This is a genomic window from Vibrio ostreicida (assembly GCF_013074385.2).
Classification (GTDB): Bacteria; Pseudomonadota; Gammaproteobacteria; order Enterobacterales; family Vibrionaceae; genus Vibrio; species Vibrio ostreicida.
Genome location: NZ_JABEYA020000009.1, coordinates 35957 through 62499, shown reverse-complemented (window position 1 = coordinate 62499; position 26543 = coordinate 35957). Strand labels below are relative to the sequence as shown.

General features: G+C 46.2%; 24 protein-coding genes. 3 read left to right on the top strand and 21 right to left on the bottom strand.

All coding sequences use genetic code 11. From position 1 onward, the window contains the following. Positions 1–2 precede the first annotated feature (2 nt). The 21 genes from mreD to HLM86_RS13325 all read right to left on the bottom strand — a co-directional run bounded on the left by mreD (position 3) and on the right by HLM86_RS13325 (position 21638). The gene (gene mreD / locus HLM86_RS13425; RefSeq protein WP_076589473.1) at positions 3–491 is read right to left on the bottom strand and encodes a rod shape-determining protein MreD; all 489 of its coding nucleotides are present in this window, start codon (positions 489–491) and stop codon (positions 3–5) included. Further along, complete coding sequence (gene mreC, locus HLM86_RS13420) at positions 481–1368, bottom strand: rod shape-determining protein MreC (RefSeq protein WP_076589472.1); 888 nt, start codon at positions 1366–1368, stop codon at positions 481–483. The genes mreD and mreC overlap by 11 nt, the downstream gene beginning before the upstream one ends. 58 nt (positions 1369–1426) lie before the next feature. After that, the gene (locus tag HLM86_RS13415) at positions 1427–2470 is read right to left on the bottom strand and encodes a rod shape-determining protein (RefSeq protein WP_004747218.1); all 1044 of its coding nucleotides are present in this window, start codon (positions 2468–2470) and stop codon (positions 1427–1429) included. Between the two features lie 150 nt (positions 2471–2620). After that, positions 2621–6070 (bottom strand): DUF6701 domain-containing protein, encoded by a 3450-nt coding sequence (locus HLM86_RS13410; protein WP_290310308.1) that lies wholly within the window; start codon positions 6068–6070, stop codon positions 2621–2623. Beyond that, entirely contained in the window at positions 6067–6489 is a 423-nt protein-coding gene (locus HLM86_RS13405; RefSeq protein WP_076589471.1) for an MSHA biogenesis protein MshP, read from the bottom strand. The genes HLM86_RS13410 and HLM86_RS13405 overlap by 4 nt, the downstream gene beginning before the upstream one ends. Next, entirely contained in the window at positions 6461–7231 is a 771-nt protein-coding gene (locus HLM86_RS13400; RefSeq protein ID WP_076589470.1) for a PilW family protein, read from the bottom strand. Before HLM86_RS13400 ends, HLM86_RS13405 begins: the two co-directional genes overlap by 29 nt. Then, the gene (locus HLM86_RS13395; RefSeq protein WP_076589469.1) at positions 7231–7797 is read right to left on the bottom strand and encodes a prepilin-type N-terminal cleavage/methylation domain-containing protein; all 567 of its coding nucleotides are present in this window, start codon (positions 7795–7797) and stop codon (positions 7231–7233) included. The genes HLM86_RS13400 and HLM86_RS13395 overlap by 1 nt, the downstream gene beginning before the upstream one ends. Beyond that, positions 7775–8275, bottom strand: coding sequence for a pilus assembly FimT family protein (locus tag HLM86_RS13390; RefSeq protein ID WP_170883195.1), 501 nt, complete (start codon positions 8273–8275; stop codon positions 7775–7777). The genes HLM86_RS13395 and HLM86_RS13390 overlap by 23 nt, the downstream gene beginning before the upstream one ends. Before the next feature lie 145 nt (positions 8276–8420). After that, on the bottom strand, positions 8421–8900 hold the full coding sequence (locus HLM86_RS13385; RefSeq protein WP_076589467.1) for a prepilin-type N-terminal cleavage/methylation domain-containing protein: 480 nt from the start codon (positions 8898–8900) through the stop codon (positions 8421–8423). Between the two features lie 28 nt (positions 8901–8928). Continuing rightward, complete coding sequence (locus HLM86_RS13380; RefSeq protein WP_076589466.1) at positions 8929–9504, bottom strand: prepilin-type N-terminal cleavage/methylation domain-containing protein; 576 nt, start codon at positions 9502–9504, stop codon at positions 8929–8931. A gap of 73 nt (positions 9505–9577) precedes the next feature. Further along, positions 9578–10057, bottom strand: a complete 480-nt coding sequence (locus HLM86_RS13375) for an MSHA biogenesis protein MshF (protein ID WP_170883129.1) — start codon at positions 10055–10057, stop codon at positions 9578–9580. Beyond that, positions 10044–11261: a type II secretion system F family protein gene (locus HLM86_RS13370; RefSeq protein ID WP_076589464.1), complete on the bottom strand. Its 1218-nt coding sequence runs from the start codon at positions 11259–11261 to the stop codon at positions 10044–10046. Before HLM86_RS13370 ends, HLM86_RS13375 begins: the two co-directional genes overlap by 14 nt. Before the next feature lie 9 nt (positions 11262–11270). Next, entirely contained in the window at positions 11271–12995 is a 1725-nt protein-coding gene (mshE, locus tag HLM86_RS13365) for an MSHA fimbrial ATPase MshE (protein ID WP_170883127.1), read from the bottom strand. Continuing rightward, complete coding sequence (locus HLM86_RS13360) at positions 12985–14019, bottom strand: tetratricopeptide repeat protein (protein WP_170883125.1); 1035 nt, start codon at positions 14017–14019, stop codon at positions 12985–12987. The genes mshE and HLM86_RS13360 overlap by 11 nt, the downstream gene beginning before the upstream one ends. Continuing rightward, entirely contained in the window at positions 14016–14861 is an 846-nt protein-coding gene (locus HLM86_RS13355; protein ID WP_076589461.1) for an ExeA family protein, read from the bottom strand. The genes HLM86_RS13360 and HLM86_RS13355 overlap by 4 nt, the downstream gene beginning before the upstream one ends. Positions 14862–14867: 6 nt before the next feature. Continuing rightward, the gene (mshL, locus tag HLM86_RS13350) at positions 14868–16496 is read right to left on the bottom strand and encodes a pilus (MSHA type) biogenesis protein MshL (RefSeq protein WP_170883123.1); all 1629 of its coding nucleotides are present in this window, start codon (positions 16494–16496) and stop codon (positions 14868–14870) included. A gap of 14 nt (positions 16497–16510) precedes the next feature. Continuing rightward, a complete protein-coding gene (locus HLM86_RS13345; protein ID WP_170883121.1) occupies positions 16511–16840 on the bottom strand; it encodes an MSHA biogenesis protein MshK in 330 nt (109 codons plus the stop codon). Beyond that, positions 16833–17477, bottom strand: a complete 645-nt coding sequence (locus tag HLM86_RS13340; protein WP_170883120.1) for an MSHA biogenesis protein MshJ — start codon at positions 17475–17477, stop codon at positions 16833–16835. Before HLM86_RS13340 ends, HLM86_RS13345 begins: the two co-directional genes overlap by 8 nt. After that, positions 17477–18916: an MSHA biogenesis protein MshI gene (locus tag HLM86_RS13335; protein WP_170883119.1), complete on the bottom strand. Its 1440-nt coding sequence runs from the start codon at positions 18914–18916 to the stop codon at positions 17477–17479. The genes HLM86_RS13340 and HLM86_RS13335 overlap by 1 nt, the downstream gene beginning before the upstream one ends. Further along, on the bottom strand, positions 18913–20925 hold the full coding sequence (csrD, locus tag HLM86_RS13330) for an RNase E specificity factor CsrD (protein WP_170883118.1): 2013 nt from the start codon (positions 20923–20925) through the stop codon (positions 18913–18915). The genes HLM86_RS13335 and csrD overlap by 4 nt, the downstream gene beginning before the upstream one ends. Before the next feature lie 155 nt (positions 20926–21080). Further along, a complete protein-coding gene (locus HLM86_RS13325) occupies positions 21081–21638 on the bottom strand; it encodes a single-stranded DNA-binding protein (RefSeq protein WP_076589455.1) in 558 nt (185 codons plus the stop codon). Between the two features lie 280 nt (positions 21639–21918). Between HLM86_RS13325 and HLM86_RS13320 the strand changes: the two genes are divergently transcribed. The 3 genes from HLM86_RS13320 to uvrA all read left to right on the top strand — a co-directional run bounded on the left by HLM86_RS13320 (position 21919) and on the right by uvrA (position 26509). Beyond that, a complete protein-coding gene (locus HLM86_RS13320) occupies positions 21919–22566 on the top strand; it encodes a LuxR C-terminal-related transcriptional regulator (RefSeq protein WP_170883116.1) in 648 nt (215 codons plus the stop codon). A 117-nt stretch (positions 22567–22683) separates the two neighbouring features. Beyond that, positions 22684–23556 carry a UTP--glucose-1-phosphate uridylyltransferase GalU gene (gene galU / locus HLM86_RS13315; protein WP_076589453.1) on the top strand — a complete coding sequence of 291 codons (873 nt, stop codon included), beginning with the start codon at positions 22684–22686 and terminating at the stop codon, positions 23554–23556. A 130-nt stretch (positions 23557–23686) separates the two neighbouring features. Next, positions 23687–26509 carry an excinuclease ABC subunit UvrA gene (gene uvrA, locus HLM86_RS13310; RefSeq protein WP_076589452.1) on the top strand — a complete coding sequence of 941 codons (2823 nt, stop codon included), beginning with the start codon at positions 23687–23689 and terminating at the stop codon, positions 26507–26509. Positions 26510–26543 lie beyond the last annotated feature (34 nt).

The window sequence follows — 26543 nt, the reverse complement described above, 5'->3', positions numbered from 1 at the left end:
ACTCACCTCACATGCCAGTGTCGTCTGACACGACGCATTAGCAGAAACAGCCATGGCCACAAAATACTGTTGATCAGGCCACTCCAGAGCGACAAGAGATTGAACGTCACATCCTGTATCAGATATTCACCCGCAAATATCAACACATCGAGAAACATCGACAACAAACCGATCAACAACGCCTGCTGCCAAAGGGCCATATTCCTTAATACTAGGAAATTAAGTCCAATAACATAAATGACAATCGACATCATCATGCCACGAATACCGAGAGTGGAACCCAATAGCAAGTCCCACAATAAACCCAAAATCAGCGCTGTCCCGACGTTCACGCGATGTGGTAAGGCTAACACCCAATAACAGGTCACCAATAATAACCATGATGGGCGTAAGACATCGAGAACCCCAGGCCATGGGATGGTTTGCAAGGTTAGGGCCACCAAGAATGAAAAGGCAATCACCATCTTGCCTCTAAGTACGCTATTCGCCATTACCCTTTTCCTCTTCTAGATCATCAGGTAATGCCTGCTGGATTTTGTCCTGACGAGAGTCATTTGGCCAGACGAGCAACAAATATCGCAATCGTTCAAAATCAACCACAGGCTTGGCTTCAATGACGGCAAACTCTCTCGCGGTATCACGGCTTACATCAACAACATGTGCAACGGGATAACCTTCAGGATAAACACCACCCAGTCCTGATGTCACCAATAAATCCCCTTCCTCAATATCGAGGCTAATAGGGATATGTTCTAGGTTGATGCGGTCAATTTTACTATTACCCGACGCAATAACACGGATATCATTGCGTATCACTTGTACAGGAATCGCACTCTGGCTATCGGTCAGAAGTAGTACCCGACTGTTATGGGCAGAAACAAAGGTGACTTGCCCAACAATCCCTTTTTCATTCGCCACTGGCTGACCCACGTAGACACCGTCAATTTTCCCTTTATCAATGACGACTTGCTGGCGATACGGGGAGGTGTCCACCGCCATGACTTCTGTGACAACTTTACGTTCATCACGCACAAATGACGAACCAAGCAGCTTGCGCAAACGCTGATTCTCTTCACGGTATTGGTCAAGCAACAACCTATCATTCTTCAGACGAAGAATTTCTCTCTTAAGCTGATGGTTGTTATCCATAAAGTCTTTGCGAATGTTAAAGCGTTCGTACGCCCCGTCAAACATTGTCCGAGGGACATCCGCTAGATACTGAATCGGGGCAACCATACTATTGAGTAGATAACGTACCTGAGCAAATGCACCTAAACGACTATCAGCCAGCATTAGGCTGGCTGATATGATCACCGCAAAAAATAGGCGCAACTGAAGTGAAGGTCCTCGGCCAAAAATCGGCTTCATTAAATATGAGTTCCTTAATCGCTCGAATCAGCCCCCAATGTCCCGGGGGCTCAATTGATTATTCTTCGCTAAATAGATCGCCACCATGCATATCGATCATTTCAAGCGCTTTACCACCGCCCCTCGCGACACAAGTCAGCGGATCTTCTGCGATAACAACGGGAATGCCAGTCTCTTCGGTCAGAAGTCGATCTAAATCTTTAAGAAGCGCTCCGCCCCCCGTCAGAACCATACCGTTTTCTGAAATATCAGAAGCGAGCTCTGGAGGACATTGCTCAAGTGCAACCATCACAGCCGACACTATCCCTGTTAGCGGCTCTTGTAAGGCCTCTAGAATCTCATTAGAGTTAAGACTAAAGCTTCTAGGCACACCTTCAGCGAGATTACGACCGCGCACTTCGATTTCTTCGACCTCATCGCCAGGATAGGCCGAACCGATTTCATGCTTGATTTTTTCCGCCGTAGCTTCACCAATCAAACTACCGTAGTTACGACGCACATAATTAATGATAGCTTCGTCAAAACGATCGCCACCAATGCGCACAGAAGATGAATAAACCACTCCGTTCAGGGAGATCACGGCGACTTCAGTGGTACCGCCACCGATGTCGACAACCATTGAACCTGTGGGCTCAGACACACGCAGCCCCGCGCCGATTGCCGCAGCCATAGGTTCATCAATCAGATACACCTCGCGCGCGCCTGCACCTAATGCAGATTCACGAATAGCTCGACGCTCAACCTGTGTAGAACCACAAGGCACACAGACGAGAACACGAGGGCTTGGTTTTAATACACTATTGTCGTGTACTTGTTTGATGAAATGCTGCAGCATTTTTTCAGTCACATAGAAATCGGCGATCACGCCATCTTTCATTGGACGAATTGCTGAAATATTACCTGGAGTTCGGCCCAGCATTTGTTTCGCTGCATGTCCCACAGCAGCAACGCTTTTGCCTGCTCTGTTACGATCCTGACGGATAGCAACGACTGAAGGTTCGTCTAGAACAATACCTTGCCCTTTGACATATATAAGAGTATTGGCAGTACCTAAATCGATGGATAGGTCATTAGAAAATATGCCACGAAGTTTTTTGAACATATTCTTCGCTCGTCCTGAAAGAATTAGAAGATAGAAAACTGCACTAAATGTACCAATGCCTTGCGATCTCAGCAAGGCATTGAACTATAAACATGGGCTAAAACCCGCAATTTCTAACAGATTCCTAACGAAAGTCGAAAATTAATGCCATTACTGGTCCAACTCATTCCACCAAATGACACGATCACTACCACGATATAGACCAAACTGAACTAACCCTGATGTCGAATCTTCAAAAGTACCGTTGTTGTCTTCGTCTTGTTTTAACCATGGGAGACTGTGCGTTTCCATATTAAAAGACGTTGTGATCTTTCCTGTACTGCCCGAACCAGGTGCACTGAACTCAAGGTAGGTCTCGCCGTTGGATGCGGTGGTCGACGGCAATGACGCATTCACTTGCGGCGGTGTCGGTGAACCTGAGGTAACCACGGTGTAATCCGTAGAAGTCATTGTAAAGTTGTTCACATCAGCAAAATTCGTACAATTGTCTGCGGTGTTAGTGTCAAATGCCTGATTGGCCGAATAATACTGTAACTCCAAGGTTTGCCTGAGAGCGCTCAACTCCGATCCATATGAGTCATTAATGCTCAGACGCCCCCAACGCAGCTCCATCATACTATCAACATTGTCAAATGAGAGTCCTAAACAAGAACCGCTATTGGATGATTTAAAGCACACTCCGTCACTATCAGTTAAATCAGTGTCGTTCAAAGTAAGAGAGTACCCCGCTGTAAAAGGAACAACCGCAACAGAAGGCTTAACATAAGTCATTACGTCCCCATTGAGCTCAATGATGCTGGTTAACGTGTTGACCCGATCGACACTGGAAGACGTCCCATCATAGGTCATCGTTAGACTGTTACTCGAAGCGGTTGCATAAGCTCGGGTACTCCATGGATTGCTGTAGCGCCACCAGTTAACATCTAAATAGTTTTGCAACGCGACACCATCCTCTGCAACGGGGTTAAGCGTCACGGCAGGGTTGGTGCTGTATTCAAAAGACTCGCCGATATAAGTAAAAGTCACACATTTAGCACTCAATATGGGTGTGCCGACTGTGGCGTTAAAATACGAGGGGATAAACCGGCCACTATTTCCCGTTGAAGCGGCTGGTATAGTAAAAGTTGTACTGCCATTAAACGTACTCGGTGGCGTAACCGTAAAATCAAACACACCAACCTCTGAAATAGTTTGGGCAATGTTATTGGTTCCGCCAGTTTGAGGAATTTGATTGTAAGTGCTTACTCCGAGACTACCCACGCTTCCACCTGAAGGCTCTATCAGGCTGTGGCTAATGGCAAGGCTACTGTGTTTATAATTGGGTGTCACGCCATCACCTTCTCCATAAGCGGTCAGCTTCAGGTTAAAACTTTCACCAGCAGCGGCAAATACGTTACATGAAATATCCGCGGTGGCGCAGGCTCCATCCGTGCCAGAAGCGTTCTCAGCGGTCAAGCTCAGATACTTGGGGAAACTGACAAAGTTATCGCTGCCCACCATCTCTAGCCCCTGCTCATCCCCTGTCCCCGAATAACGTGCATTAAGCTGCATGAAACCTGCATCGGGATAATTGACACTGAACGATGATTCACCCGAGCTATTAAATGTAATACTCCGACTGGTGGCAGCCGCCTCACTGGCGCCTATCGCACTGCTCTCAATCAACACCTGTGGGGTACCAATAATTTCATTACTGAGCGGGTCTAGATAACTACTCCAGAAATCGAGGTTTTTCGAAACACTGGCAAAGCTAGGAACACATTGCTGCGAGTTGTCACTTTGTTTGACCGCTTTAATGGTTGCGGTTACGGCCTGATTCGCAATCTGATCGGGTACCTCTAACACAAAACCACTGTCGGAGAAGGTAAGGTCGCAGTTGTTTTCGCTCCAACCACTCCCTGTATTGCATAGGTTGGTTGAAAACGGCTTTGCCGGAGGTGTCGAGCCTGAGACACCTAGCGTCAAAGTACCCGCTTGGTTTTTACGCACGTCAAAAGTCCCAGAACCTCCCGAGAAACTGACGCCACTTCCACCAACCCAACCCCCTCCGCCGGAAACACTTGAGGGCAGTAAATTGGCCGTCACCGCTCCGGTATACAACTGACTGCATGATGCATCTAAACAAGCTTGAACCGTCACTGATTCTGCATTACAGGTCAGCTCTTGACCTGAATGTGTGAGCCTAAAATGATCAATTTGATCCGTGACTGGCCGCGACTTCAGCGCACACACCTCAAAATTATCAATCTCATGAATATTAGTGACGCTTCCAGTGGAGCCTGTAACAGAGAGTAAAAAGTCAGCCGGAACGGCTTCCTGATTATATTGAGCATCCAGCACATTGATTGGCCCAACAATTGTTTGCCAAGTGCCAGACCCAATCTTGCGCAAGATTTCGACTTGCGATTCGCCCACAACTCTTGAGTCCACAGTGATTCGGTATCGATGTACTGACCCAGAGTTATTGTCATCGACAGTGGGCGATAAGCAGTTACCGTTTTGGTTGGTTTGACCATTGTTACAGGCCCCTGCTAAATATCGGTAACCCGTTTCATCAACACCGGACCCTCGCAGTGCAACGGATTGCCTTCGGCGTCCCGGTTCAGCCCCCTGCCCCCCCTCGTTGGAGAAATTACCGTATTCATCAATACCGATACCTAACCACCCACCCGCGAAACCAGGCTCATTGGGTTTAAAACCATAGCCCAACGGCCCACCAAAAGCGCCCGCACTCGGTGTAACCAAGCCATCGGATAAAACAATCGCAATACCATCAGCGCCAGTTCCATCGTAAGCGAAATGATCGAACTCAACTTCGACTAAATTGTCCGCCGCAGGGAAAAATCGCTGGTAAGTCGATGATGTTGCCTGATCCCGCACCGCTATAGTAAACCTCAGCCGACCACTTTGAATACTTGGATTGAAGGTACCTTTACTGGTTGACGTTACCCATAAATCTGACAATTGTGTTGCACTAAAATCATCGTTGAAACATTGCAGTGTTTTACTGTTTTGACACAGGTCATTCATCTCTGCGTTGTCTATCGCATTGGCGTCGACCGTCACCGTGCTATTTCCAGAAAGAGAGATGGCTCCCCCGGATGCGATTCCGCCACTGACCTCTGCATTGCCAGTCACCTGAACGCTCCCAGCCACATAGATAAGACCGTTTATTTTAGTCTGGCCAGCGAGTTGTAAGCTTCCTGCTACATAGATAAACAAATTTTCTGCCGCGCCCCCCAAATTCAATTCGGAATTGATCAATTGAAGTGAATCAAAATACAAGCGGGTAGTCTGGCCATTGGTGGTCAGCTTAGAACCATTTTGGAAAAGTCCAGCGTTGTAACTGTAATCTCCTGGCGCGAAGTTATTCGAGCGAACCACCCCGCCTTCTAAGCATTCATAACTCCCCCCTGAGGTATAGCAGTCGAGATCGCCGAGCTTATTGTTAAGAATATCCGATGATGGGACAATACCGTTGGGCATCTGGTTGCCACTAGGGGGATCGGTAAAGGATACCGAACAAAGGGGAGAAGCAAGAACCTCGACTGACAACACCAATCCGATCAATGCACACACGATTACGTTGATGTTTTTCACCCTTTAACTCCTACTTCAATGATTCTTTGCAATTGCCACTCCCCAACGGTGCATTGCCCTGTAGACTGCAACTGGTAGAGCTGACTACCGTCATCTAGCATGCCCAAAGAAGTGCAGTTCACTGTCGCTGTACACTGAGATAATCCTTGATTCTGAAACGTGATGGTTTGGGATGAAGACGAGTGACAGCTGCCCGTGGTCGCTGTGGTGTAGAACCGGCTGATTTCAATTTGGGAGCCTGAACGCGCGGCCATTTCTGCACGGGTACCAATTAACGAAGCAATCAATTGATCGCTGCTACGTTGCTGATTCTGGACCGCTATTGAGGCAATGAAGCCGACAATCACCACCAATATAAATACAACCAGCATCAATCCGCTGCCCATTTGCTTATGGTGTGTTGTAAATGAGTGCATCATGATCAAACCTAATTACTTCCCCATTATCGGTAAACGTCAGCTCAATTTTCACCAAACCATTGCGCTGCAACTGCGGGTCCGCAACAACGAAATTCACTTGGCTTAAATCACCCGCAACCCTCACCCCCGTCCCGAGGAGCGTCGGTGTCAACGACGCTCTATTCAAAGCATAGCCGGAATAGCGTAATAGCTCATTACCGACCAAACAAAACGCGACGGGCTCCTGATAAAAGTAGGCGCGTTCTGCAGGGCTGCTCGTTTCAAAACCCGTGCTCAGCGTCAAAGAAACATCCACCATTTGCGCATCATTGGGCGGAGTGAAATCCACAGTGGTGCTCACCTGAGCCGTTTGGCCAGTTCCATCAACGTCTTGACGCAACTCACTGGCATTACTTGGGTAAACAGCGACTCTTTCGCCAGCCGTGATTTGCTTCACAACAGGCAGCACACGAATGGACGAAGAGGCGGCAGAGGGCGTGGGCAGATCCGTATAAAGCGCACTATTAATGATGGGTAAAATTTCAATACAATTGTTCGCCACTGTGACACTGTTGGGCACCGCTTCTCGGATTTCTCTTCGCAGCCTTTCGGTGGCAAAACGGCCCTGCTGAATCAACGCCTCGCGGGAAGACGAATCAGAATACAGCACTAGTGATTGGCGCACGACTTCGCCAAGAAAAAGGCCAACGACCCCCAGCAAAGTAATCGACACCACCATTTCAATTAGCGTAAACCCACGCATTAAAAATTGCCTTTCGTCGCAGCAAACGAATAATCGTTGCCTTGACGGTCAGTAATGGTGACATTAATTCTCTTGAAGTGAGTGAGGGATGAAGAAGCGATGCCTGACATGTCGTTACTCGTCTCTTCTTCATAAAAAACTTGAATAGCGACCGTAAAATCTTGATATTCACTACTAATATCTGCGCCTAAAACATCACTGACCGGCCCATTTATCCCGTTAAAATCATCGACATCATTATAGAGTGTGCGATCACTTTCCCCTGAGTCTGGGCCAAGATTGATGGCGAGGGTACAAAGCACCCGATCCACTGTCGTGGTTATCACACATTCAGGCACACCGCCATTTACACCCGAGTTTTGATCAAAGTTACGACCTAATACCTCATCCATCACCGCACGTCCAAGTTCAGCTGCTTTGACATAGGATACCTGCTCAGCACTTTGCTTACCCTTAGGAAACAAAGCAATTGACACTCCGCCCATCGCAATCGCGATAATGACAATCACCACCACCATTTCGAGCAGAGAAAATCCGAGTGGCTTAACACGTTGAGCTCGTCGCAAATATCCCTCCTTCAGTGTTAATACATATTAATCGGCTATCCCCAGACTGCCCCTGAATAGAGACACTACACGCACTATTAACACATTGAGCGGAGCGGCCTAAATTATCGAAATCTACATAATTTTGTGCCCCTTCTGTGGTGAGCGATAGTTGTACTCCCTCACTACTTGCATCCACAAAACTGCTGTCACTCGTATCAGAAGGGAACACCAGCACACAACTTGCAGACGAAACACTAGGAGAGACATGGATCGCTCGGTTGCTATCGACCAACCAACGGCTACACAAACCGCTGCGATTCATCGCCCTCAGTTGTGTCAAACGTAGCGAGGATAGGACTTCTTGTTCAAGTAATTGAGCATCAAAACTGCTTTTACCGACATAGCGACTCGCGGCATAGACAGACACTATCCCAAGTAAGACAATAACCATCACTAATTCAATCAAAGTAAAGCCCCGATTGGGCTGAGCAAGCATAAATACCTCAATCACGCGTTCCGTGATCAAAGTATAAGAGAGAAAATCGTCAAATGAGGTGAACAGCCGTGAGTTTTACCCAGAACCTAGAGCTGAGTAACGACAATAAATTGAAATTGGACAAGGCCAGTGGCTGGCCTTATCTTTAACATCCCGATTGTGTCACGGTAATCGAGTAGGATACCGTCGCGCTTGTCGCTTCGGAATAACTAATATAACAGTTGGTTGCCGCAACGCCTGCTGCATCGGTCAAGGTTGAATCTTCGAACGTTGCCAATAGCGCTCTGGAGCCAACGGTCGAACCAGAAACAAACGAGTCCCAGTCAGCACTTAATCCCGTGACAGAAGCAACCACTCCCGTTGTTGTCGCTGCAGGGTAACCATAAACGGTATCAATGCCCGTTGATGTTTGTGCGCTCGACACGGCTTCCTCGCCTTCAATGGCGGATTTGCCATAGACAATGCCAGCCGCGCCATCAATCGCGCCTTTAAGGCCTTGTAAAGAAGCTTGACGTGCATCGCCCTGTAAATTGAGAAAACGAGGTGCCGCAGTCACAGCCAGAATTCCCAAAATAACAATGACGACCACCAATTCAATAAGGGTGAAACCACTTTGTGTTTTCATAGTTACTATCTCTCTTATGTTTGCAGTTCTACTGCAAGGTCACGGTCACTCGTCCTGTTTGAACTTCATAAACAAACTGATGCCCCGTCCCCCCTTCTTTCTGAATATAGGTGCATGTGGCGTTGGCGTCATCCGCTTGCGCCGAATATTTCGCATTTGAATTGGTTGTCGCATTCACCGTCGTGTCAACATTAGGCGGGTTTTGAAGTAGGTTTTCCATCATATCAATACAAATTTGGTCAGTCAGACTGGCAGGAAAACTACTGTTATCAGTATTGAGTCCAAACGGGTAGCCGTCTCGAAACCCAGTATCAGCATTGCTGCTGTCTTTAGAGCGTGTCAGCCAAAATGACACACCATCATAGTTCACGGTATTATAGGTTTCCGTGCTGACGGAAACAGAAGGCCTTGCTTCGGCCTCCCATTGCGCTCTGGCAGACAGCACTCCCGTCGCAAATCCGCCCGCCACACCTTCAATACTGGCCTTTTTGGCTTCATCGGTGACATCCAAAAATCGAGGCAGAGCAGCAACGGCTAGCAACCCCACCACCACGATGACGACAATAAGTTCAACCAAGGAAAAACCCGTTTGTTTACTTACCATGCTCCAAAACCCAACATTACGTGTTTCATTCCCTTAACAGGTAAATTAAAGCCATTAAAGAGATATGACTCTCTCAGTCTAAAGCGAAACCAATACTCACTGAAAAGCGATGATCAACCAATTGTATGTGAATAGACTTACTTGAATCGTAAGTGTAGACACATCGATAGTCACCAAACCCTGTGTTTTCCTCAATGCTAGCCGGAAGTGAATCTAAGATGCGTTTCTCAGGATACAGCAGTGACAACCAATACTCACAATCTGTTTTATTTCCTGACATTACCGGCAATGGCCACCCCGACGCTGAAAATCTTATTTTTTTTCCTTCAACAGTAAGTGTATGTTGCTGTTTATTTATTAGCCACTTTTGTTTGTAAAAACTTGCTCTGTCAATAATCCGCTTGCTGGCGAGCAGATAAGCCGTCTCATCAATATTCTGTTCTACGCTTTCTAACATAAAGACAAAATTCAGTACTAGAACAATCACTATCAATGCCCAAACAACCACACGCGACCTTTTTAGATAATTCGCGGCGCTGTCATTGAATAGCATCTAACATGCCCCACATTGGCAAAAAAATACCCAATGCTAGGATAAGAACCATGCCTGCCACAATAACCAATAAAATGGGCTCTATTCTTGCTGTGAGCGTTTTTAAATCGTAGTCCACTTCCCTGTCATAAAAATCCGAGGCTTCAAGCAACAGTTCGTCAATTCTGCCTGTTTCTTCTCCGACAGAGAGCATTTGCAGAACCAAAGGCGTAAAAACCCGACTCTGGCTGGCCGTTGCTGATATCGTGCCTCCCGCTTCAATCGATGACTTCATTTCCAACAAGCGATTTTCTAGAAAACGATTTTCTAGCGCTTCAGCCGACAAGGCTAACGCTTGATTTAGGGGGACACCCGCTTTCAACATCAGTGCAAACGTCCGTGAAAACCGAGACAGTTGGGCTCGATTGACCAAATTGCCAATAATCGGCATCCGTAACCGAAATTTATCCCATTTTTCACGTCCATCCGGCGTTCGCGCCCAAGCTTTAAAGGCAATAACCGCGCTGACGATCCCTGCCAGAATAAACGCCCAATAGTTAACAAAAAAATCAGAGGTCGTAATCAATATTCGTGTCGGTAGCGGTAACTCAACGCCAAAACGGGCAAACATACTAGAAAATTGAGGGATTACTTTGACATTAAGTACAAACAAAGCCACCAGAATAAAGCTGATCACAAAGGTGGGATAACGCATGGCCGTTTTAATTCGTTTGCGTGTTTCCACTTCCTGCTCGTAGTAGTTTGCTAATTGCAACAGCGCTTCATCAAGACGCCCCGTATTTTCTCCAACATTAATCATAGAAACGAACAGTGGACTGAAGACTTTAGGATGCATCTGCATGGATGCGGAAAGATTTCGTCCATTAGTGAGTTCATGGGTTACGTCCTCCAGTGCGGCCTCAAGCTGTTTGTTGGCGCTATTTTGAGCCAGCCCCTTCATTGAGCGCAGTAAAGGAACGCCAGCTTTGGTCAAACTAAAAAGCTGACGGCAAAAGATCACTAAAACGTCCAGAGGAACCGCTGGGGTGAATAACAATTTCAAATCAAGTTCAGCGGACTGGCGTTGTTCCCCTGCGGTAATTGATGTAGGGATAACGCCTTTATTTACCAATGAATCAGCGGCCGTTTCCTCGTTAGGCGCCTCAACCTGACCTGATGCTTCAGATCCGTCCAGATGCCTTCCTTGATAACTGAATATTGGCATAAATTCATCCTACAAATCGAAGGCTTCTGCCGAGCCGTAAGTGTCTCCTTCACCTAGATTCATGACTTCATCTAGACTCACAACCCCCTGCAAAGCAAGCTCCATGGCTGAAACCAATAACGGTTTATAATGAGCAGACTCGCGAGCTACCTTTGCAAAACCCACGGCATCATTTGCTCTTAGCTTGTCCATCATATCCTGTTCCAGCTCCAGCATTTCAAACACGCCAATTCGCCCCTGATATCCAGTTAAGTTACAGTTTTGACACCCTCTTCCTTTAACAAAGGTGTTCTGTTCTTGATTAGGAAAACGTTGTGCCAGCCATTGTTTTCGAGCTTCTTCCAGCTCATCATCCACCTTACAATCTGGACACACTTTTCTCACCAAGCGCTGAGCCACAACAGCACGGACCGCACTCGCGACTAAGTAGCCAGGGGCCCCCATGTCCATCATTCGCAACGCACTATCCACAGCATCATTGGTATGCAACGTACTGAGGACCAAGTGGCCAGTTAACGCCGCTCTTAGGCCTATTTCAACGGTCTCTTTGTCACGCATCTCACCCACGAGAATAATATCGGGATCCTGACGCAAGAATGTTCTAAGAACAGTGGAGAAATCCAAATTAATCTTGGCATTGACCTGCACCTGACTGATGCGAGGCAAACGATACTCTACTGGGTCTTCAGCCGTAATGATTTTTTTTCCCGGCTCATTGAGTTCACTCAAAGCCCCATACAATGTGGTGGTTTTCCCTGATCCGGTTGGTCCAGTCACCAAAATCATGCCATAAGGCCGACGTAACTGACGGCGTAGACGCAGCAACAAATGTTGAGGGATACCAGAATCACCCAGTTTACGAACCCCTGAAGACTGATTCAGCAAACGCATCACCACGGACTCACCATGCTGCACCGGCATGGTCGACATGCGGACATCCACCGACTGACCTTTCACACGAATATTAAATCGTCCATCCTGAGGCAGCCGCTTTTCAGAAATATCAAGGTTGGCCATCAGTTTCAAACGCAGCACTAAGGCGGGTGCAATATTGACTTCATTTAATAACGTTTCGTGTAACACCCCATCAATGCGTTGACGCAACCGCAGTACGCCGGCATCCGGCTCAATATGAATATCGGAAGCATCCACTTGAATCGCATCTTCAAACATGGAATTAATGAGTTTAACGATCGTCACTTCATCGCTATCTTCATCTTCAACATTAAAGTCAAACGCATCACTGACCTGATGCTCAGCTTGAAGTTGCTCGGCAAACGAGGCAATTTCTTTGGTTCTTCGATAGTATCGGTCAAAGCCATCAACCAATTGTTTTTCTGGCGCGATGACAAACTCAATTCTAAATTCGGGTAGTTGCCCCATCAAAGCTTCTTGAGCAAACAGATCCGCAGGATCACTCATCGCCACTCGTACCGTGTCGCCTTGTCGGCTAATCACGAGCGTTCGTAATCGTCTTGCATGCACTTCGGCAAGAAGCTGAACCGCATCAACATCAACATTTGCTCGGCTAAGATCAATCAAAGGGACGTCAAGCTGCTGAGACAAAAACGTCAACATTTGATGTTCGCTTAAAAAACCCAGCTCGATAAGCGTCGCGCCCAGCTTTCTGCCGGTACTCTTTTGCGCCGCCAGCGCTTCTTCGACTTGCTGCGCGGTAATGATTTCCTCTTCCACCAGAAGATCACCCAGGCGCTTTCTAAGTTTAATTTGCAATGAGCGGCTCCTCTAGACGGCGAATCAAGGCTAATCGGTCACGGATAAACTGCTGAGACTGGCTGGACAACCCTAGCTTTAACAACGCTTGCTGGTACGCTTTTTCAGCTTTAGGTAAATTAAGTGCACGTTCTTGCTGAATCCCTAAGCCTAGCCACCAGCGGCCACTTTCCGGCTCAAGTGCCACGAGACTTTGGTAGCTATCCAAGGCAAGGGCGTCTTGCCTTGTTTGCTGCGCAAGGATTGCGCGCAGAGAAAAGTAGTCGACGCTGGCTTTCTTGGGCTCGAAAACTAACGCTGTTAATGCCGCCTCTTTTTGTTGTTCTTTAACAAGTAACCTTGCGAGTGAGAGACGTAGTTCAACATTTTCTTTATTCCTTTGGACGCCTTTACTCAGCATATCTACGGCTTTTCTTACTTCCCCTTTTCCATAATATAAGGCCGACAGCGTTTGCCTAACTGGTGTGCTATCAGGTGTGTACCTCAACGCTTGATGATAATGGTCTAGGGCGTGTTTCAGATTATTGCTGTCTAACGCTTTTTGTCCTCTGATCTGAGCTTTGTCCGCCAACTGCTGAGGCGTCAGTTCTACGTGCTCAACCACAATTTCCCCGCGTGAAACGCTGACGTCGGCAGGCACTGGTTGAAGTAACGGGGCAGCAGAACGGTCTAATGGCGTCGACTTCGGCACTGAAGCAGGCAGAGGATTAGGTTGCTCTCTCATCGACCATTCTCTTTCTGCCAATTGGGCCTCCGTCGTGGTGTCCAATGAGGTTGTATATTCCTCTGGTGAAGCTTGCTTGTGCAAAGGAAAAGCTTCTACCTCAACGGGACGTACTTCACCAACAGGCGCTTGCGAGGAAACAGCCCAACCCCCGAGCGCGAGACTCAAGGTCACACTGCCGACAATCCAAGGAAGTATCCTTACTGGCTCAATCGGACTAATGTTTGCCCTCTCAACCTGACCTTGTTGATGACCCGCTTTATCTGCAAGTTCGGAAAGAGCGGTATTGATCGTACTCATGATAAACTCCATCCCCAAAACAACGGGCTTTTAAATTTTGGCTTACAACAATCATAAGTGTCATGAATGGCACGATATAAATGCTCATTACCAACATCCGCCCTTCCTTCGCTGGCAGACAGGACTAGGCATTTGTGACAAATTTGGTTAATCAGTCTTGGAATACCACGACTGGCTTTCCAGATTGCTTTTTTCTGACTCAGCCTAAACAAGCGAGGCTTGCCGCCGGATTTGTCTATCCGGTTATCGATGTAAGCGACGACCTCTGCCAAGGTGAGCGTCCTCAGTTGAGCACTAAAGGTAATACGCTGTCTCAACTGTCGAAGATGATAGTGTTCCAATCGCTGATCCAATTCAGGTTGCCCTAGCAAGACAATTTGTAATAGTTTGTTTTGCTCTGTTTCAAGATTGCCAAACAATCGCAGCACCTCAAGCGCTTCATCACTAAGGGATTGCGCTTCATCGACAAACACAACAACTCGGATTTCATTTCTCGCCAATCTTATAAGTTTAGACTGAATTTCATCGACTAGGGTCGTTTGGTCAGACCCCTTGATGTCTAGCTCCACAGCAATGGCTTTTCGCAACTCTTCGCCATCTAGGGCAGGGTTAGGCAAATAAACGATTTGAATGTCTTGTGAAAGCTGATTAACTAGGATACGACACACCATCGTCTTGCCCGTGCCGACCTCTCCTGTGACTTTAATCATCCCCTCGCCCATTTCAATTGCAGATTGAACGGTCTGAATCGCTTCATAATGAGGTTCAAGCCCGAGAAACAAAGCCGTATTCGGGGTCAAGTTGAAAGGGAGTTGAGTAAAACCAAAATGCTCCAAATACATAGCGAGTTACGGCTTGTCTGGAAACCATTGATTCAACAAATCTTGTGATTTTTCTAACTCTTTTTGCCAAGTGTTAATACCGACGACTGTTGGCTTGAGTAAAATCACTAACTCCGTTTTCTCCGTATATTTTGACGTATTACGAAACAAATGGCCTAGCAACGGGATATCTCCCAGAAACGGAACCTTGGATGTTCGATCTAAGGTGTTCGATTTCATCAGCCCGCCTATCACCACCACATCACCATCCTGAGCACGGATCACGGAATCTGATTCACGAATAGAGCTGGTCGCCAGCGGAAGGGTAATGGTATCCGACCCGTTCGTTATCGACTTACTTTCCTCATCAACATCGATAACCGCTGGGTGGACGTGAAGCAGTACATTCCCCTGATCATCAATTTGTGGTGTCACATCCAACGATATCCCCGAGAAAAAGGGCGTGATTTCAACGTCAGTACTGGTGACTGACGTTGAGCTTGAAGAATCGACATTGGTTGAAAAATCTGTGACGTAGTAGCTATCGTTACCGACTTTTATTACCGCCTTTTGATTATTTGAGGCCGTTACTCTTGGACTGGACAACACGTTTAAATCTCCCTGAGTCGCCATAAAACTCAGCACAGCATCAAAGCTGCCACTCGATATCACAAGGTTCGTTTGCCCCGCGAGAAGCGTGCCTATCGAATCAAGTCCAGGAAGCGTCGTGGGTGAGCTTGAGGTTACAGAACCTTGACCAAAGGTATAATTGGTGCCATTTGCTGTAAACGCTTTCGACCAATCTATGCCCTGTTGATAGCCATCACTCAGGGTTACCTCAAGGATCTTCGCTTCAAGGATCACCTGACGGTGCACCCGTTGTTGCGACACACCAATGAAGTCTTTAACTTCACGTATTTCATCAGGAAAAGCCCGCACAGTGATCACACCAGCCTGTGGCGTCACAATCGCACTTTGACCTTGTCCCGTGCCAATTAAATGATTCACAGCTTGCTCCAACTGAGGCCAAAAATCGCTCTCGCTGGTGGTTTCTATTTCTGTTCCTCCGTTCGACGAGCTGCTACTGGTAGAGCTGGAGGAATCAGACGTCGATGATGATGATGAACTGGAGGAACTCTCGTTCGTAATCGATCCGGTCGTGATCGACGTCAGTGAACGACCGCTGCGTTTAAACTGCAGATAGTCAACGGGGATAGTAACGGTACGTAATCCGGCGGGGTAGACTTGAATAACCTTAGATTTTTTTTCAATTTGATAGCCGTAGATATCACGCACTACCGCCAACACTTCATCTAAAGTCACATCCGTCAAATTCACAGTAATATTCCCTGTGACCTTAGGGTGCAAGGCAACACTGTATTGAGTCCCCTTAACCAAACTGGTAAAGAATGCATTCGCATCCACCGCATTCGCTTTTATCCGAAAACGTTTCAACTTTTTATCGGTCGACACATTCCCATTGACGAGATTCGGCATTAGGTCAGCCTCAACCGAAGGCGGTAATTCGACCAAGCTGCTGCGATTGGAATCAATGATCGATTGGTTAAGGGCCTGTTTTATTTCAACGGGGTCACGATGCCCCATTGAGCATCCGGATACTGATATAACAGCAATCGCTAAAACAAGTATACGCATACGATTCAACAACCTTATTGTTTGAGGTCAGCAGAAAATAACGCTAATGTCCACTGCTTCCCCGCCCGACTGAGTGTGACGGCATCCTGATTGATTTCATCCACTTTATAACCCGCGACTCTCTCCCCAACTTGCGCGACTTCACTATTTAGAACGACCCGACACTGCTCCCCAACAGTGCAAACAATGCTATGTAACACTGGCACTGGTTCTTGCGGCACGGTATTTTTGGGCTTAGAATCCTCAGGATTTTTCCAGCCCAGCGGCGCCGTTGGGTCCTGATCCTGAGTCGCCAGCGCTGAAAAAGACAGCCCCATTAGCACGATAAACAATAATCTAACCACCGATAAACTCCTGTCTCGTCCCTAAAGTATATACTTCGAGAATTAAGCGAGCTTTAGGATAAGATTCAACGGTGTAACTAAAACTGCGCCAAAAATAATTAACAGGTAATGACTCCAGCGTGTCCAAGTAAGCCAAAATTGCAAAGTAAGGCCCTGTCAGCTCAATCTTTACCGGATGTAAATAATATCCTGTTTGATTCTCGCCATTTCCCGTAATCGACTCCGCCCCTATTGACTCCAAGCCCACGAGGCGAAGCCCTCTCGTTTCCAAAAGGACTTGCTCTAGCAATTGCGCCATTTGACTGGGTGAAATCAGTGTTTCCACTACCTTGGCCAATTGCTCTGAAAGTTGCTGACTTTCCATTAACAAACGCTTAAATTCAACGTCAATATTTTGGTTAGGATCACTGGCTAATTTCGCCTGAATTACCTCTATTTCATTGTGCAACCCTTCAACATTTTTTGTTACGGCGCCAAGCTGCTTTGACAGCCCGCGGTTCGACTCTAATGTTGGATCTATCATCATGGTTAATGCAGCTAGCGCAATAACCAGTAAGCCTCCCCCGGTGATCAGCCACTTTTCTCGCAGGCTCAACACCACAAATCTTTTATTGAGTAGGCGCCAAAACTGCTTCATTAGTTCTGTTCCTGCCTAGTGAGTAGTTCAAACGTGATGATGTTATCATCGTTGCGACCAATTCTAAGTTTATCGAACGATCGCCCAACCAAGTTGACTTCTGATTTGAATTGCTTGACCCAGCTCGGAATCGATTTTGCGTCACGCGCTAAACCGTGTAAATCCATCTTCTGATGATCAATATAAATGCGATTTAAAGAGATATCCTGACGACTTAACTTCGATAAAGAACGCATAGTCCCTGAGTAACCCTCCTGCTGAGTTTGATCGAATTCTCCTACTGCTTTCAGTGACGCCCGATTAGCTTGAAGCTCAAGCTTTAAACGATTCACCGCCGCAATTTTGGCTGGGGACGGTTTATGCTCCGGCAATTGTTCAACCAACGCACTCAACTCTTGTCTCAGACTTGCTTCCTGCTGTTTCTGCCTTTCCAGCAACTTAGCAAATTCCATTTCTTTAAAATGAAGAAAACCAAACCCGATCAAGAAACAAAGGGTTAGCGCCCCCCAACTGCCAATGACTTTAGGCAACGTGAAATATTCAACCTTAGGTTTCAAGGCATCAGAGTATAAATTGACGACACTGTCGTTTATCTGATGGATATAATTCAGTAGTACATTGCCCGATTCTATTTCAGTCTCATTGAGGGCTTCCACTTTGACATTAAGACGCTCGTTTAAAGCGTCGACCAATTCCTGATTATCTTCCTCATCACAGCACACCTTCATTTGATGGAGAGAGGTCCCTCTCAGCTGGGAGGATAAATAATCAATCGAACGTTGCAGCTCAAGCGCGATGCCGTCCATTTGAAGTGCACTGGTTGCAACACCAGTAAGTGGAGAAGAGACACCACGGATAGTCCTTTGAAAAGCACAATGATGATCAACGAACGCACTCAAACGAAAACTATTTTGGTAACTACGTTGCAACAATAAAAAATGAGAAGCCTCGTCAGCAGAGACCCCCCAAATTTCATCCTCGACCATAACCCGGTCTAACTGAATGTGATGAGTTAAAAGGCTTTGCTGTAAACCGAGGATCACACTCTTAGATGCAACATAAACCAAGAGTTTATTGCTGAGAGGCAAATGGGCGGAATCAGCGACAATTTCAGTCACTTTTTCACTGATCAGCTCTTTAATTAAGAAAGGTAAAGCGCCGGACAATTCTTCCTGTGGAATATTAGGCTTTTCAATTTGGTAGGTTTGGTAAAAATTAGAACTAAGCACAATATCTAGAACAATATCTGCTAACTTTGACTCTTTAAGTGCATTGATCAATACCTCTTGCCAGCCTTCTCCCTCCACACGGAGTTTCGAAGGCAGCCCACTATCACTCACTGCTGAAAAGTAAAGCTCGCTCGGCTGAACGATCACCGTAATGCGATGCCCCTCACGGGCGTTGCGCTGAAACTTTCCAAGCAGAGACGTTATGTTCATGGGCTACTCACTTTTCTCCATCGATTCCGTCGCCCGATTTTCACCTTGCGGGCTCCACTGCAGTTTGGTACGTCAAGGTGAGGCACAAGGGGCTGCTCGGTTTGAAAATAACGCCCCTGAACTCCCTGAACACCTAACGCTAGCATGGTTTCATATTCTTGTTTGTTGTCGATACCGACAGCAATGACGTGGGTGTTTAACCCTTCGCATGCCCCAAGTAAACTTCGAACAAAGAGTTGGTTCTCATGTCGCTGATCTATTTGTTTGACCAAACTTCGATGCAGTTTTAAGAAATCAACAGGAAGATCTTTCAAATAATGCGTACTCACAATAGACCGACCGGCCTGACCAACAACAATTCTACTCCCCAAACCTGCAATCAGTTTTATCACAGGACGCATATAGTCTAAATGCTTCACTAACCTTGCTTCCGTAAATTCAAAAATCAGTCGCTTACGTTGCTCTATTGTTAATTGTAGTAGCTCAAACCTGAACCATTTCAAATAATCACGGTCCGAATAGGGCGACACGTGAAGATTAACCGAATAACACAGCGATTCCTGAGACTGTTTTAAATAACCAAGCACTCGTGAAACCACCGCCTTATCCAGCACAGCTTCATAACCGACTGATTCAATAGCGGAGTTAAAACGAGAGGCTTTGATCAAGCCATTCTTTGGATCTTTTATGCGGACAAACAATTCAGAGTGTTCAAATATTCTTTCCTGTTGATAACCCAACAGATAACAGGGCTGGTAATACATATAGAGTTGATCTGGTTTCAACACGAGATCGAATAAAGTACGCCACTTAACACTGCCTCGTTCTTCATCACTGGCAACCTGTTTTTTGAATCGATTCCATGTATTGATTTGCTGCAATTGCGCACTTTTTAGGGCGGTTTCAGCCTCATCCATAATGCGCTCTTGACTCTCACCTTCTCGGTATAAACTCAGGCCAACATGGACCCAATTTTCTTTGGACAACGGTGCTGGTGGCGATAATCTTATGAGTTGTTTTAAAATGCTAGCAGCTAAGGTGGTGATTTCTTTACTGCCTAAGTTCGGCGCAAAAAGAGCGAAATCAGACGCATAATACCGTGAGAGAATAATATCGGGATAACGCTGGACAAGATTACCTAAGCTCTCACCGACTGTCACAACAAAATCGTTCGCGATAACGTTTCCTGCTTCCTCTTGAAGCTGTTCCCAGTCATCAATCCGAAGGAGAATTACACCGCCATGAGAACCACTTTCGGACAACGCCGCTTCTAACTTGCTATCAAACAACACTCGATTTGCAGTACCGGTCAATTGATCCAAAAAAGTTTGAGTCCGAATAAAGGTATCAAAGCGACTTCGCTCCTGACGAGCATCCTGCAGTTCTTCAATCAATCGATCCAATGCCTCACTGGCTGTAAAAGGCCATTCGCGCAGATCGCCTATGGCATAATCTTCTACCCGACCCGCTAACAACATTCTGCCACGCTCTTCCAGTAACTCAGAGCCAGCTAATTGCTCCTTTAACCACTTTAATCCTCTCATTAGACAAAAAACGATCAAGACAACCGCCAACGTAATTGACCACAGCGCTTCCAAAGAATAGCCAAGCCCAAAATAGGGGGGAACCGCTTTAAAATGCAGATAAAAATCAGGGTTTCGCTCTAACTGATAATCCGTCTCATACAGCAAAGCTCTATCTATTTTAGACGCCGTATCTTTATAACGATAGATCACTCCATTCGTCGATCTAAGCTCCATTTCAACAATATCAGACGCCTGCAGCATTTTAGGTATCCAACTCTGCAAAGAGTACGCCGCGTCAGGAACGTTCATTTCTTTGTCCAACACCTCAACAATACCCTGCAAAGAATGTTCAAGATATTCCTGTCCAAGCCTTTTAAAAGAGAGGGTTCCACCCAGAAAGAGAATGAACATCGCACTGGTGACGATAACCGTAACGAACGCAACCAAACGAGTACTCAGTTTTAAGGTAGGTGTATACCTCATAGATAAAGGATTCCTTTCTCAAGATAAGTTGAAGGGAGAAATGCATCACCCTACCTAATGAAATACAGGCAGAGAGACGAGTTATTGATAGAGCTTATTGTGTTAACTATATAAAAAAGCCGCGAATTTCGCGGCTTTTTTCAAGATTCAGTGATCTAGAATGGGATGTCGTCATCAAAATCCATTGGCGGCTCATTATACTGAGGCTGGCTCTGTTGAGGCGCTGGAGTATGTGAAGGCTGCTGCACAGGCGGTTGCTGCATTGCTGGCTGATTTTGTTGCATAGGCTGTTGAGGCTGGCCCCAACCACCTTGTTGCTGAGGTTGGCCCATTCCTTGACCCGGAGCGTTACCACCTTGAGAGCGTCCACCCAACATTTGCATAACACCATTAAAACCTTGCACGACAATTTCTGTGGTATAACGATCCTGCCCACTTTGATCTTGCCACTTACGTGTTTGTAATTGCCCTTCAATATAAACTTGAGAACCTTTACGAAGATATTCACCAGCGACTTCAGCCAGTTTGCCAAACAGAGACACACGATGCCACTCTGTCTTTTCACGCTGTTCACCCGTCGCTTTATCACGCCAGCTTTCAGACGTCGCAAGCGTGATATTTGCCACAGCACCACCATTGGGCATGTAGCGTACTTCCGGATCTGATCCCAGATTACCGACCAAAATAACTTTATTGACTCCACGGCTCGCCATGATTCGCTCCGTCTAATTTTTGTGTTGACCTTATAACAGCCAATAAGCATAACATGCTTTAGCCTGCGAACAAATTTCTATCCAAACATTACCAGATGACGGCCTGAAACAGGCCAGATGCCATCATTTTTTTGATTGAGTTCAACCCATTATATTATTGATATATCTGACACTTACTGTCGGATTTGAAATTAAACGCAATCCTTCCAAGAGGCTTCGCTCTGTCGCCCAAGTTCATTCACGATATTGGTGTTATCTTAACCACATAAGTGAACTCATTATGACCAAACATAGTTATGCCCGAACCCTCTACTTTCTTTGTGAAGAAAAAAACACAGATTATCCAATGGCTATTCAATTAGAAAAACACCTTCAGCTTGAGGTGCCAAAGATTGAACCGAGTCAATTGATGCTTGCGATGCAGAAGCATAAACACAAAATCTTGATGATCGATTACGATAACTACCAGCACCTCCACAGCCAGATCCGCAACCTGCCCCTGTCAAACAAACTGTTCGAAACCATCGTGTTTAATGCTGGGAAACGTCTTACGACTCAAGAGCTCCTGTGTTTTGGCAACCTGAAGGCTTTGTTCTATCAAGGTCAAACTATAGAAGACATTGCCAATGGTTGCCGTGCCGTCATTAACGGTGAGAATTGGCTTCCGCGTAAAGTCGCTGCCCAGCTGCTCCATTACTATCGGCACGTTATTTTAAGTCAAACGGCGCCAGAAACCGTTGACCTGACGGCCCGTGAAATGCAGATCTTACACTGCTTAAAGACTGGCTCTTCGAATATGCAGATCGCGGATGACCTGTTCATTAGCGAGTTCACAGTGAAATCCCACCTCTACCAGATTTTTAAGAAACTCTCAGTGAGGAATAGAGTTCAAGCCATTGCGTGGGCAAACCAACATATGATGCCCTAAAACCACGCACAGTTACAAAAACTGACCTTTTACGCTCAGAATACATGATCCAAAAACAAAAAAAATGCTAAAGTTGCGCCAGCAAGAACTGACGCAAAAACAGATAAAGGGTTTATCATGATCAAAAAGTGTCTTTTTCCGGCAGCTGGATACGGAACTCGATTTCTGCCTGCCACCAAATCCATGCCCAAAGAAATGATGCCTGTCGTCAATAAGCCGCTGATTGAATATGGCGTTGAGGAAGCAATTCAAGCAGGGATGGATGGAATGTGTATTGTCACTGGCCGTGGTAAACACGCCATCACTGATCACTTTGATAAAAACTACGAACTCGAACACCAGATTAGTGGCACCAATAAAGAGCAGTTATTGGTCGACATTCGTGACATTATCGACAGCGCAAACTTCACCTATATTCGTCAACGGGAAATGAAAGGTTTAGGGCATGCGATTTTAACAGGTCGCGAACTCGTCGGTGATGAGCCCTTTGCTGTTGTGTTGGCTGATGACCTTTGTGTCAATGAAGATGAAGGGGTACTGGCTCAGATGGTTGCCCTATTTAAGCAGTTTCGCTGCTCAATCGTCGCCGTTCAAGAGGTCCCTCTAGATGAAACGCACAAATATGGCGTTATTGCTGGAGAGATGATCAAAGACGATATCTACCGAGTCGACGATATGGTGGAGAAGCCAGATTCGGGCACTGCGCCAAGCAATCTAGCCATCATTGGTCGGTACATCCTTACTCCCGATATTTTTGAACTTATTGAACATACTGCACCAGGTAAAGGCGGCGAGATCCAGATTACTGACGCCTTGCTAAAACAAGCGAAAGCGGGGTGTGTCCTTGCCTACAAATTCAAAGGAAAGCGCTTTGATTGTGGCAGCGTTGAAGGATACATTGAAGCGACTAACTACTGCTTCGAAAACTTGTATCTTAGAGACAGTCAAAAATCAGAACTCGGCAAAAAATCCACGACAAAACAAGCCTAACGACACTCTTCTCTATCGTAAAGGTCGCTAAATTATAGCGACCTTTACTGTTTTTTTATCCAGTATTTGCTTTGAACAATTCTCACACTATGCAATACTTAGCTCACTTGTTTTTACATTGAGCACAACAATGGATAAGATAGAAGTCCGCGGCGCCCGCACTCATAACCTAAAAAATGTTAGCCTAACCATACCTAGAGATAAGCTAATTGTTATCACTGGTTTATCTGGTTCAGGTAAATCTTCTTTAGCTTTTGACACCCTCTATGCGGAAGGGCAACGTCGCTATGTTGAGTCTTTATCCGCTTATGCTCGACAATTTTTGTCTTTAATGGAAAAACCCGATGTTGACCATATCGAAGGGTTATCGCCAGCGATTTCGATTGAACAAAAATCCACCTCCCATAACCCTCGTTCCACCGTTGGAACCATCACTGAAGTTTATGACTACCTGCGACTGCTGTTTGCCAGAGTCGGTGAACCCCGATGCCCAGAACACAAAGTCCCCCTCTCCGCTCAAACCATATCGCAAATGGTTGATAAAGTTTTAGCGATGCCACAAGGCGCTAAGCTGATGTTATTAGCTCCTATCGTTAAAGAACGAAAAGGCGAGCATGTGAAAACATTGGAGAACTTAGCGGCTCAGGGTTTTATTCGAGCTCGCATCGATGGTGAGACATGCGACCTTTCTGATCCGCCGCCTTTAGACCTCCACAAAAAACACACCATTGAGGTCGTTGTCGACAGGTTTAAGGTACGGGATGATCTCCAACAAAGGCTGGCAGAATCCTTTGAAACAACATTAGAGCTATCAGGCGGAATCGCGGTTGTCGCTCCAATGGAAGACGACAGTGAGGAGATTGTTTTCTCTGCAAATTTTGCCTGCCCACATTGTGGTTACAGTATGCAAGAGCCGGAGCCAAGGCTGTTTTCATTTAATAATCCGGCAGGTGCTTGTCACACATGCGATGGCTTAGGTGTTCAACAATATTTTGACCCTCAACGTGTGATCCTCGATGACACATTGAGCCTTGCTGACGGGGCTATACGAGGTTGGGATAAAAAAAATTACTACTATTTTCAAATGCTTTCCTCTTTATCAGAACACTATGGCTTTGATCTCAATGCTTCTTTCAAATCCTTGCCGAAAAAGATTCGTGATATCGTACTGACCGGATCAGGTCGTAATGAAATAGAATTTAAATACATTAATGATCGTGGTGATACTCGAGTAAAACGCCACCCTTTTGAAGGGATTCTCAATACACTGGAACGCCGATACCGTGATACAGAGTCGAACTCTGTGCGGGAAGATCTGGCAAAGTACATTTCTACTCGTACCTGTACCAGTTGCGATGGAAGTCGATTGAAAATAGAAGCGCGCAACGTTTTTATCGCCAATACCACTTTACCTGAAATAGTCGAACTGAGTATCGCCGAAGCGCTAGCGTTTTTTCACTCTTTACGCTTAGAAGGGCAACGCGCTCAGATCGCTGAAAAGGTGATGAAAGAGATCAATGATCGTCTACAATTTTTAGTCAACGTCGGCCTCAACTACCTAAACCTTTCCCGCAGTGCAGAAACGCTGTCCGGCGGAGAAGCTCAGCGAATTCGTTTGGCAAGCCAAATTGGGGCAGGACTCGTGGGCGTGATGTATGTGCTGGATGAGCCATCTATTGGCTTGCATCAAAGAGACAACGAACGCCTGCTCAAAACACTGACCCATCTACGAGATTTAGGCAATACGGTCTTGGTTGTCGAGCACGACGAAGATGCGATTCGCATGGCGGACCATGTCATCGATATTGGACCGGGAGCGGGCGTCCATGGCGGACATGTCGTCGCCGAGGGAAGCATGAAAGACATAATTGCAAACCCCAACTCTCTAACGGGACAATATTTGAGCGGTAAAAAACAGATCGCGATTCCACAACAACGAACGCCAATCGACAAAAATAAAGTGGTCAAGTTGATTGGTGCCCAAGGCAACAACTTAAAAAATGTCACACTGAGTATTCCGGTTGGCTTATTTACCTGTGTGACCGGTGTTTCTGGCTCGGGTAAATCAACATTAATTAATGATACGTTTTTTAAAATTGCCCACACCCACTTAAATGGCGCAACCACGGCAACCCCCGCCCCTTACAAAAACATTAAAGGGTTAGAACATTTCGACAAAGTCATCGATATTGATCAAAGCCCGATTGGTCGAACTCCCCGCTCTAATCCGGCAACCTACACCGGAATTTTCACCCCGATACGCGAACTGTTCGCCGGTACACAAGAATCTCGCTCACGAGGCTATAAGCCGGGACGATTTAGCTTCAATGTCCGAGGTGGTCGCTGCGAAGCGTGCCAAGGGGATGGGGTCATCAAAGTGGAGATGCATTTTCTACCCGATGTGTACGTACCTTGTGACGCGTGTAAAGGCAAACGCTATAATCGTGAGACTTTAGATGTACGGTATAAAGGCAAAACCATTGACGAAGTTCTGGGGATGACGGTTGAAGATGCACATCATTTCTTCAAACCTGTTCCTGTCATCGCACGAAAGCTTCAAACCTTAATCGATGTAGGCCTGTCATATATTCGTTTGGGTCAAGCAGCGACAACGCTCTCCGGAGGAGAGGCACAACGGGTGAAATTGGCTCGTGAACTCTCAAAACGTGATACAGGCAAAACTCTTTATATCCTTGATGAACCGACAACTGGTTTGCATTTTCATGATATACAACAATTACTCACCGTCCTTCATCGTCTGCGTGATCACGGAAATACTGTCGTAGTGATTGAGCATAATTTAGATGTCATCAAAACCTCAGATTGGATCATTGATTTAGGACCAGAAGGAGGACAGGGTGGTGGTGAAATTATTGCAAAAGGGACACCTGAAGACGTCGCAAATGTAAAAGAGTCTTATACCGCGCACTTCTTAAAGCCTATGTTAAAATAGAGAAAAGTAGTAAATTAAACAGACCAGTTTTGGT

Bases quoted from the DNA above. Each gene is read 5' to 3' on its own strand.
- HLM86_RS13360 (WP_170883125.1), bottom strand. From the start codon at position 14,019: ATGAGTACGATCAATACCGCTCTTTCCGAACTTGCAGATAAAGCGGGT.
- HLM86_RS13390 (WP_170883195.1), bottom strand. From the start codon at position 8,275: ATGCTTGCTCAGCCCAATCGGGGCTTTACTTTGATTGAATTAGTGATG.
- HLM86_RS13415 (WP_004747218.1), bottom strand. From the start codon at position 2,470: ATGTTCAAAAAACTTCGTGGCATATTTTCTAATGACCTATCCATCGAT.
- mreD (WP_076589473.1), bottom strand. From the start codon at position 491: ATGGCGAATAGCGTACTTAGAGGCAAGATGGTGATTGCCTTTTCATTC.
- HLM86_RS13355 (WP_076589461.1), bottom strand. From the start codon at position 14,861: ATGTATTTGGAGCATTTTGGTTTTACTCAACTCCCTTTCAACTTGACC.
- HLM86_RS13335 (WP_170883119.1), bottom strand. From the start codon at position 18,916: ATGAACATAACGTCTCTGCTTGGAAAGTTTCAGCGCAACGCCCGTGAG.
- HLM86_RS13370 (WP_076589464.1), bottom strand. From the start codon at position 11,261: ATGCCAATATTCAGTTATCAAGGAAGGCATCTGGACGGATCTGAAGCA.
- HLM86_RS13380 (WP_076589466.1), bottom strand. From the start codon at position 9,504: ATGGTAAGTAAACAAACGGGTTTTTCCTTGGTTGAACTTATTGTCGTC.
- mreC (WP_076589472.1), bottom strand. From the start codon at position 1,368: ATGAAGCCGATTTTTGGCCGAGGACCTTCACTTCAGTTGCGCCTATTT.
- galU (WP_076589453.1), top strand. From the start codon at position 22,684: ATGATCAAAAAGTGTCTTTTTCCGGCAGCTGGATACGGAACTCGATTT.
- mshL (WP_170883123.1), bottom strand. From the start codon at position 16,496: ATGCGTATACTTGTTTTAGCGATTGCTGTTATATCAGTATCCGGATGC.
- HLM86_RS13325 (WP_076589455.1), bottom strand. From the start codon at position 21,638: ATGGCGAGCCGTGGAGTCAATAAAGTTATTTTGGTCGGTAATCTGGGA.
- csrD (WP_170883118.1), bottom strand. From the start codon at position 20,925: ATGAGGTATACACCTACCTTAAAACTGAGTACTCGTTTGGTTGCGTTC.
- HLM86_RS13405 (WP_076589471.1), bottom strand. From the start codon at position 6,489: ATGATGCACTCATTTACAACACACCATAAGCAAATGGGCAGCGGATTG.
- uvrA (WP_076589452.1), top strand. From the start codon at position 23,687: ATGGATAAGATAGAAGTCCGCGGCGCCCGCACTCATAACCTAAAAAAT.
- HLM86_RS13375 (WP_170883129.1), bottom strand. From the start codon at position 10,057: ATGCTATTCAATGACAGCGCCGCGAATTATCTAAAAAGGTCGCGTGTG.
- HLM86_RS13385 (WP_076589467.1), bottom strand. From the start codon at position 8,900: ATGAAAACACAAAGTGGTTTCACCCTTATTGAATTGGTGGTCGTCATT.
- HLM86_RS13320 (WP_170883116.1), top strand. From the start codon at position 21,919: ATGACCAAACATAGTTATGCCCGAACCCTCTACTTTCTTTGTGAAGAA.
- HLM86_RS13340 (WP_170883120.1), bottom strand. From the start codon at position 17,477: ATGAAGCAGTTTTGGCGCCTACTCAATAAAAGATTTGTGGTGTTGAGC.
- HLM86_RS13400 (WP_076589470.1), bottom strand. From the start codon at position 7,231: ATGCGTGGGTTTACGCTAATTGAAATGGTGGTGTCGATTACTTTGCTG.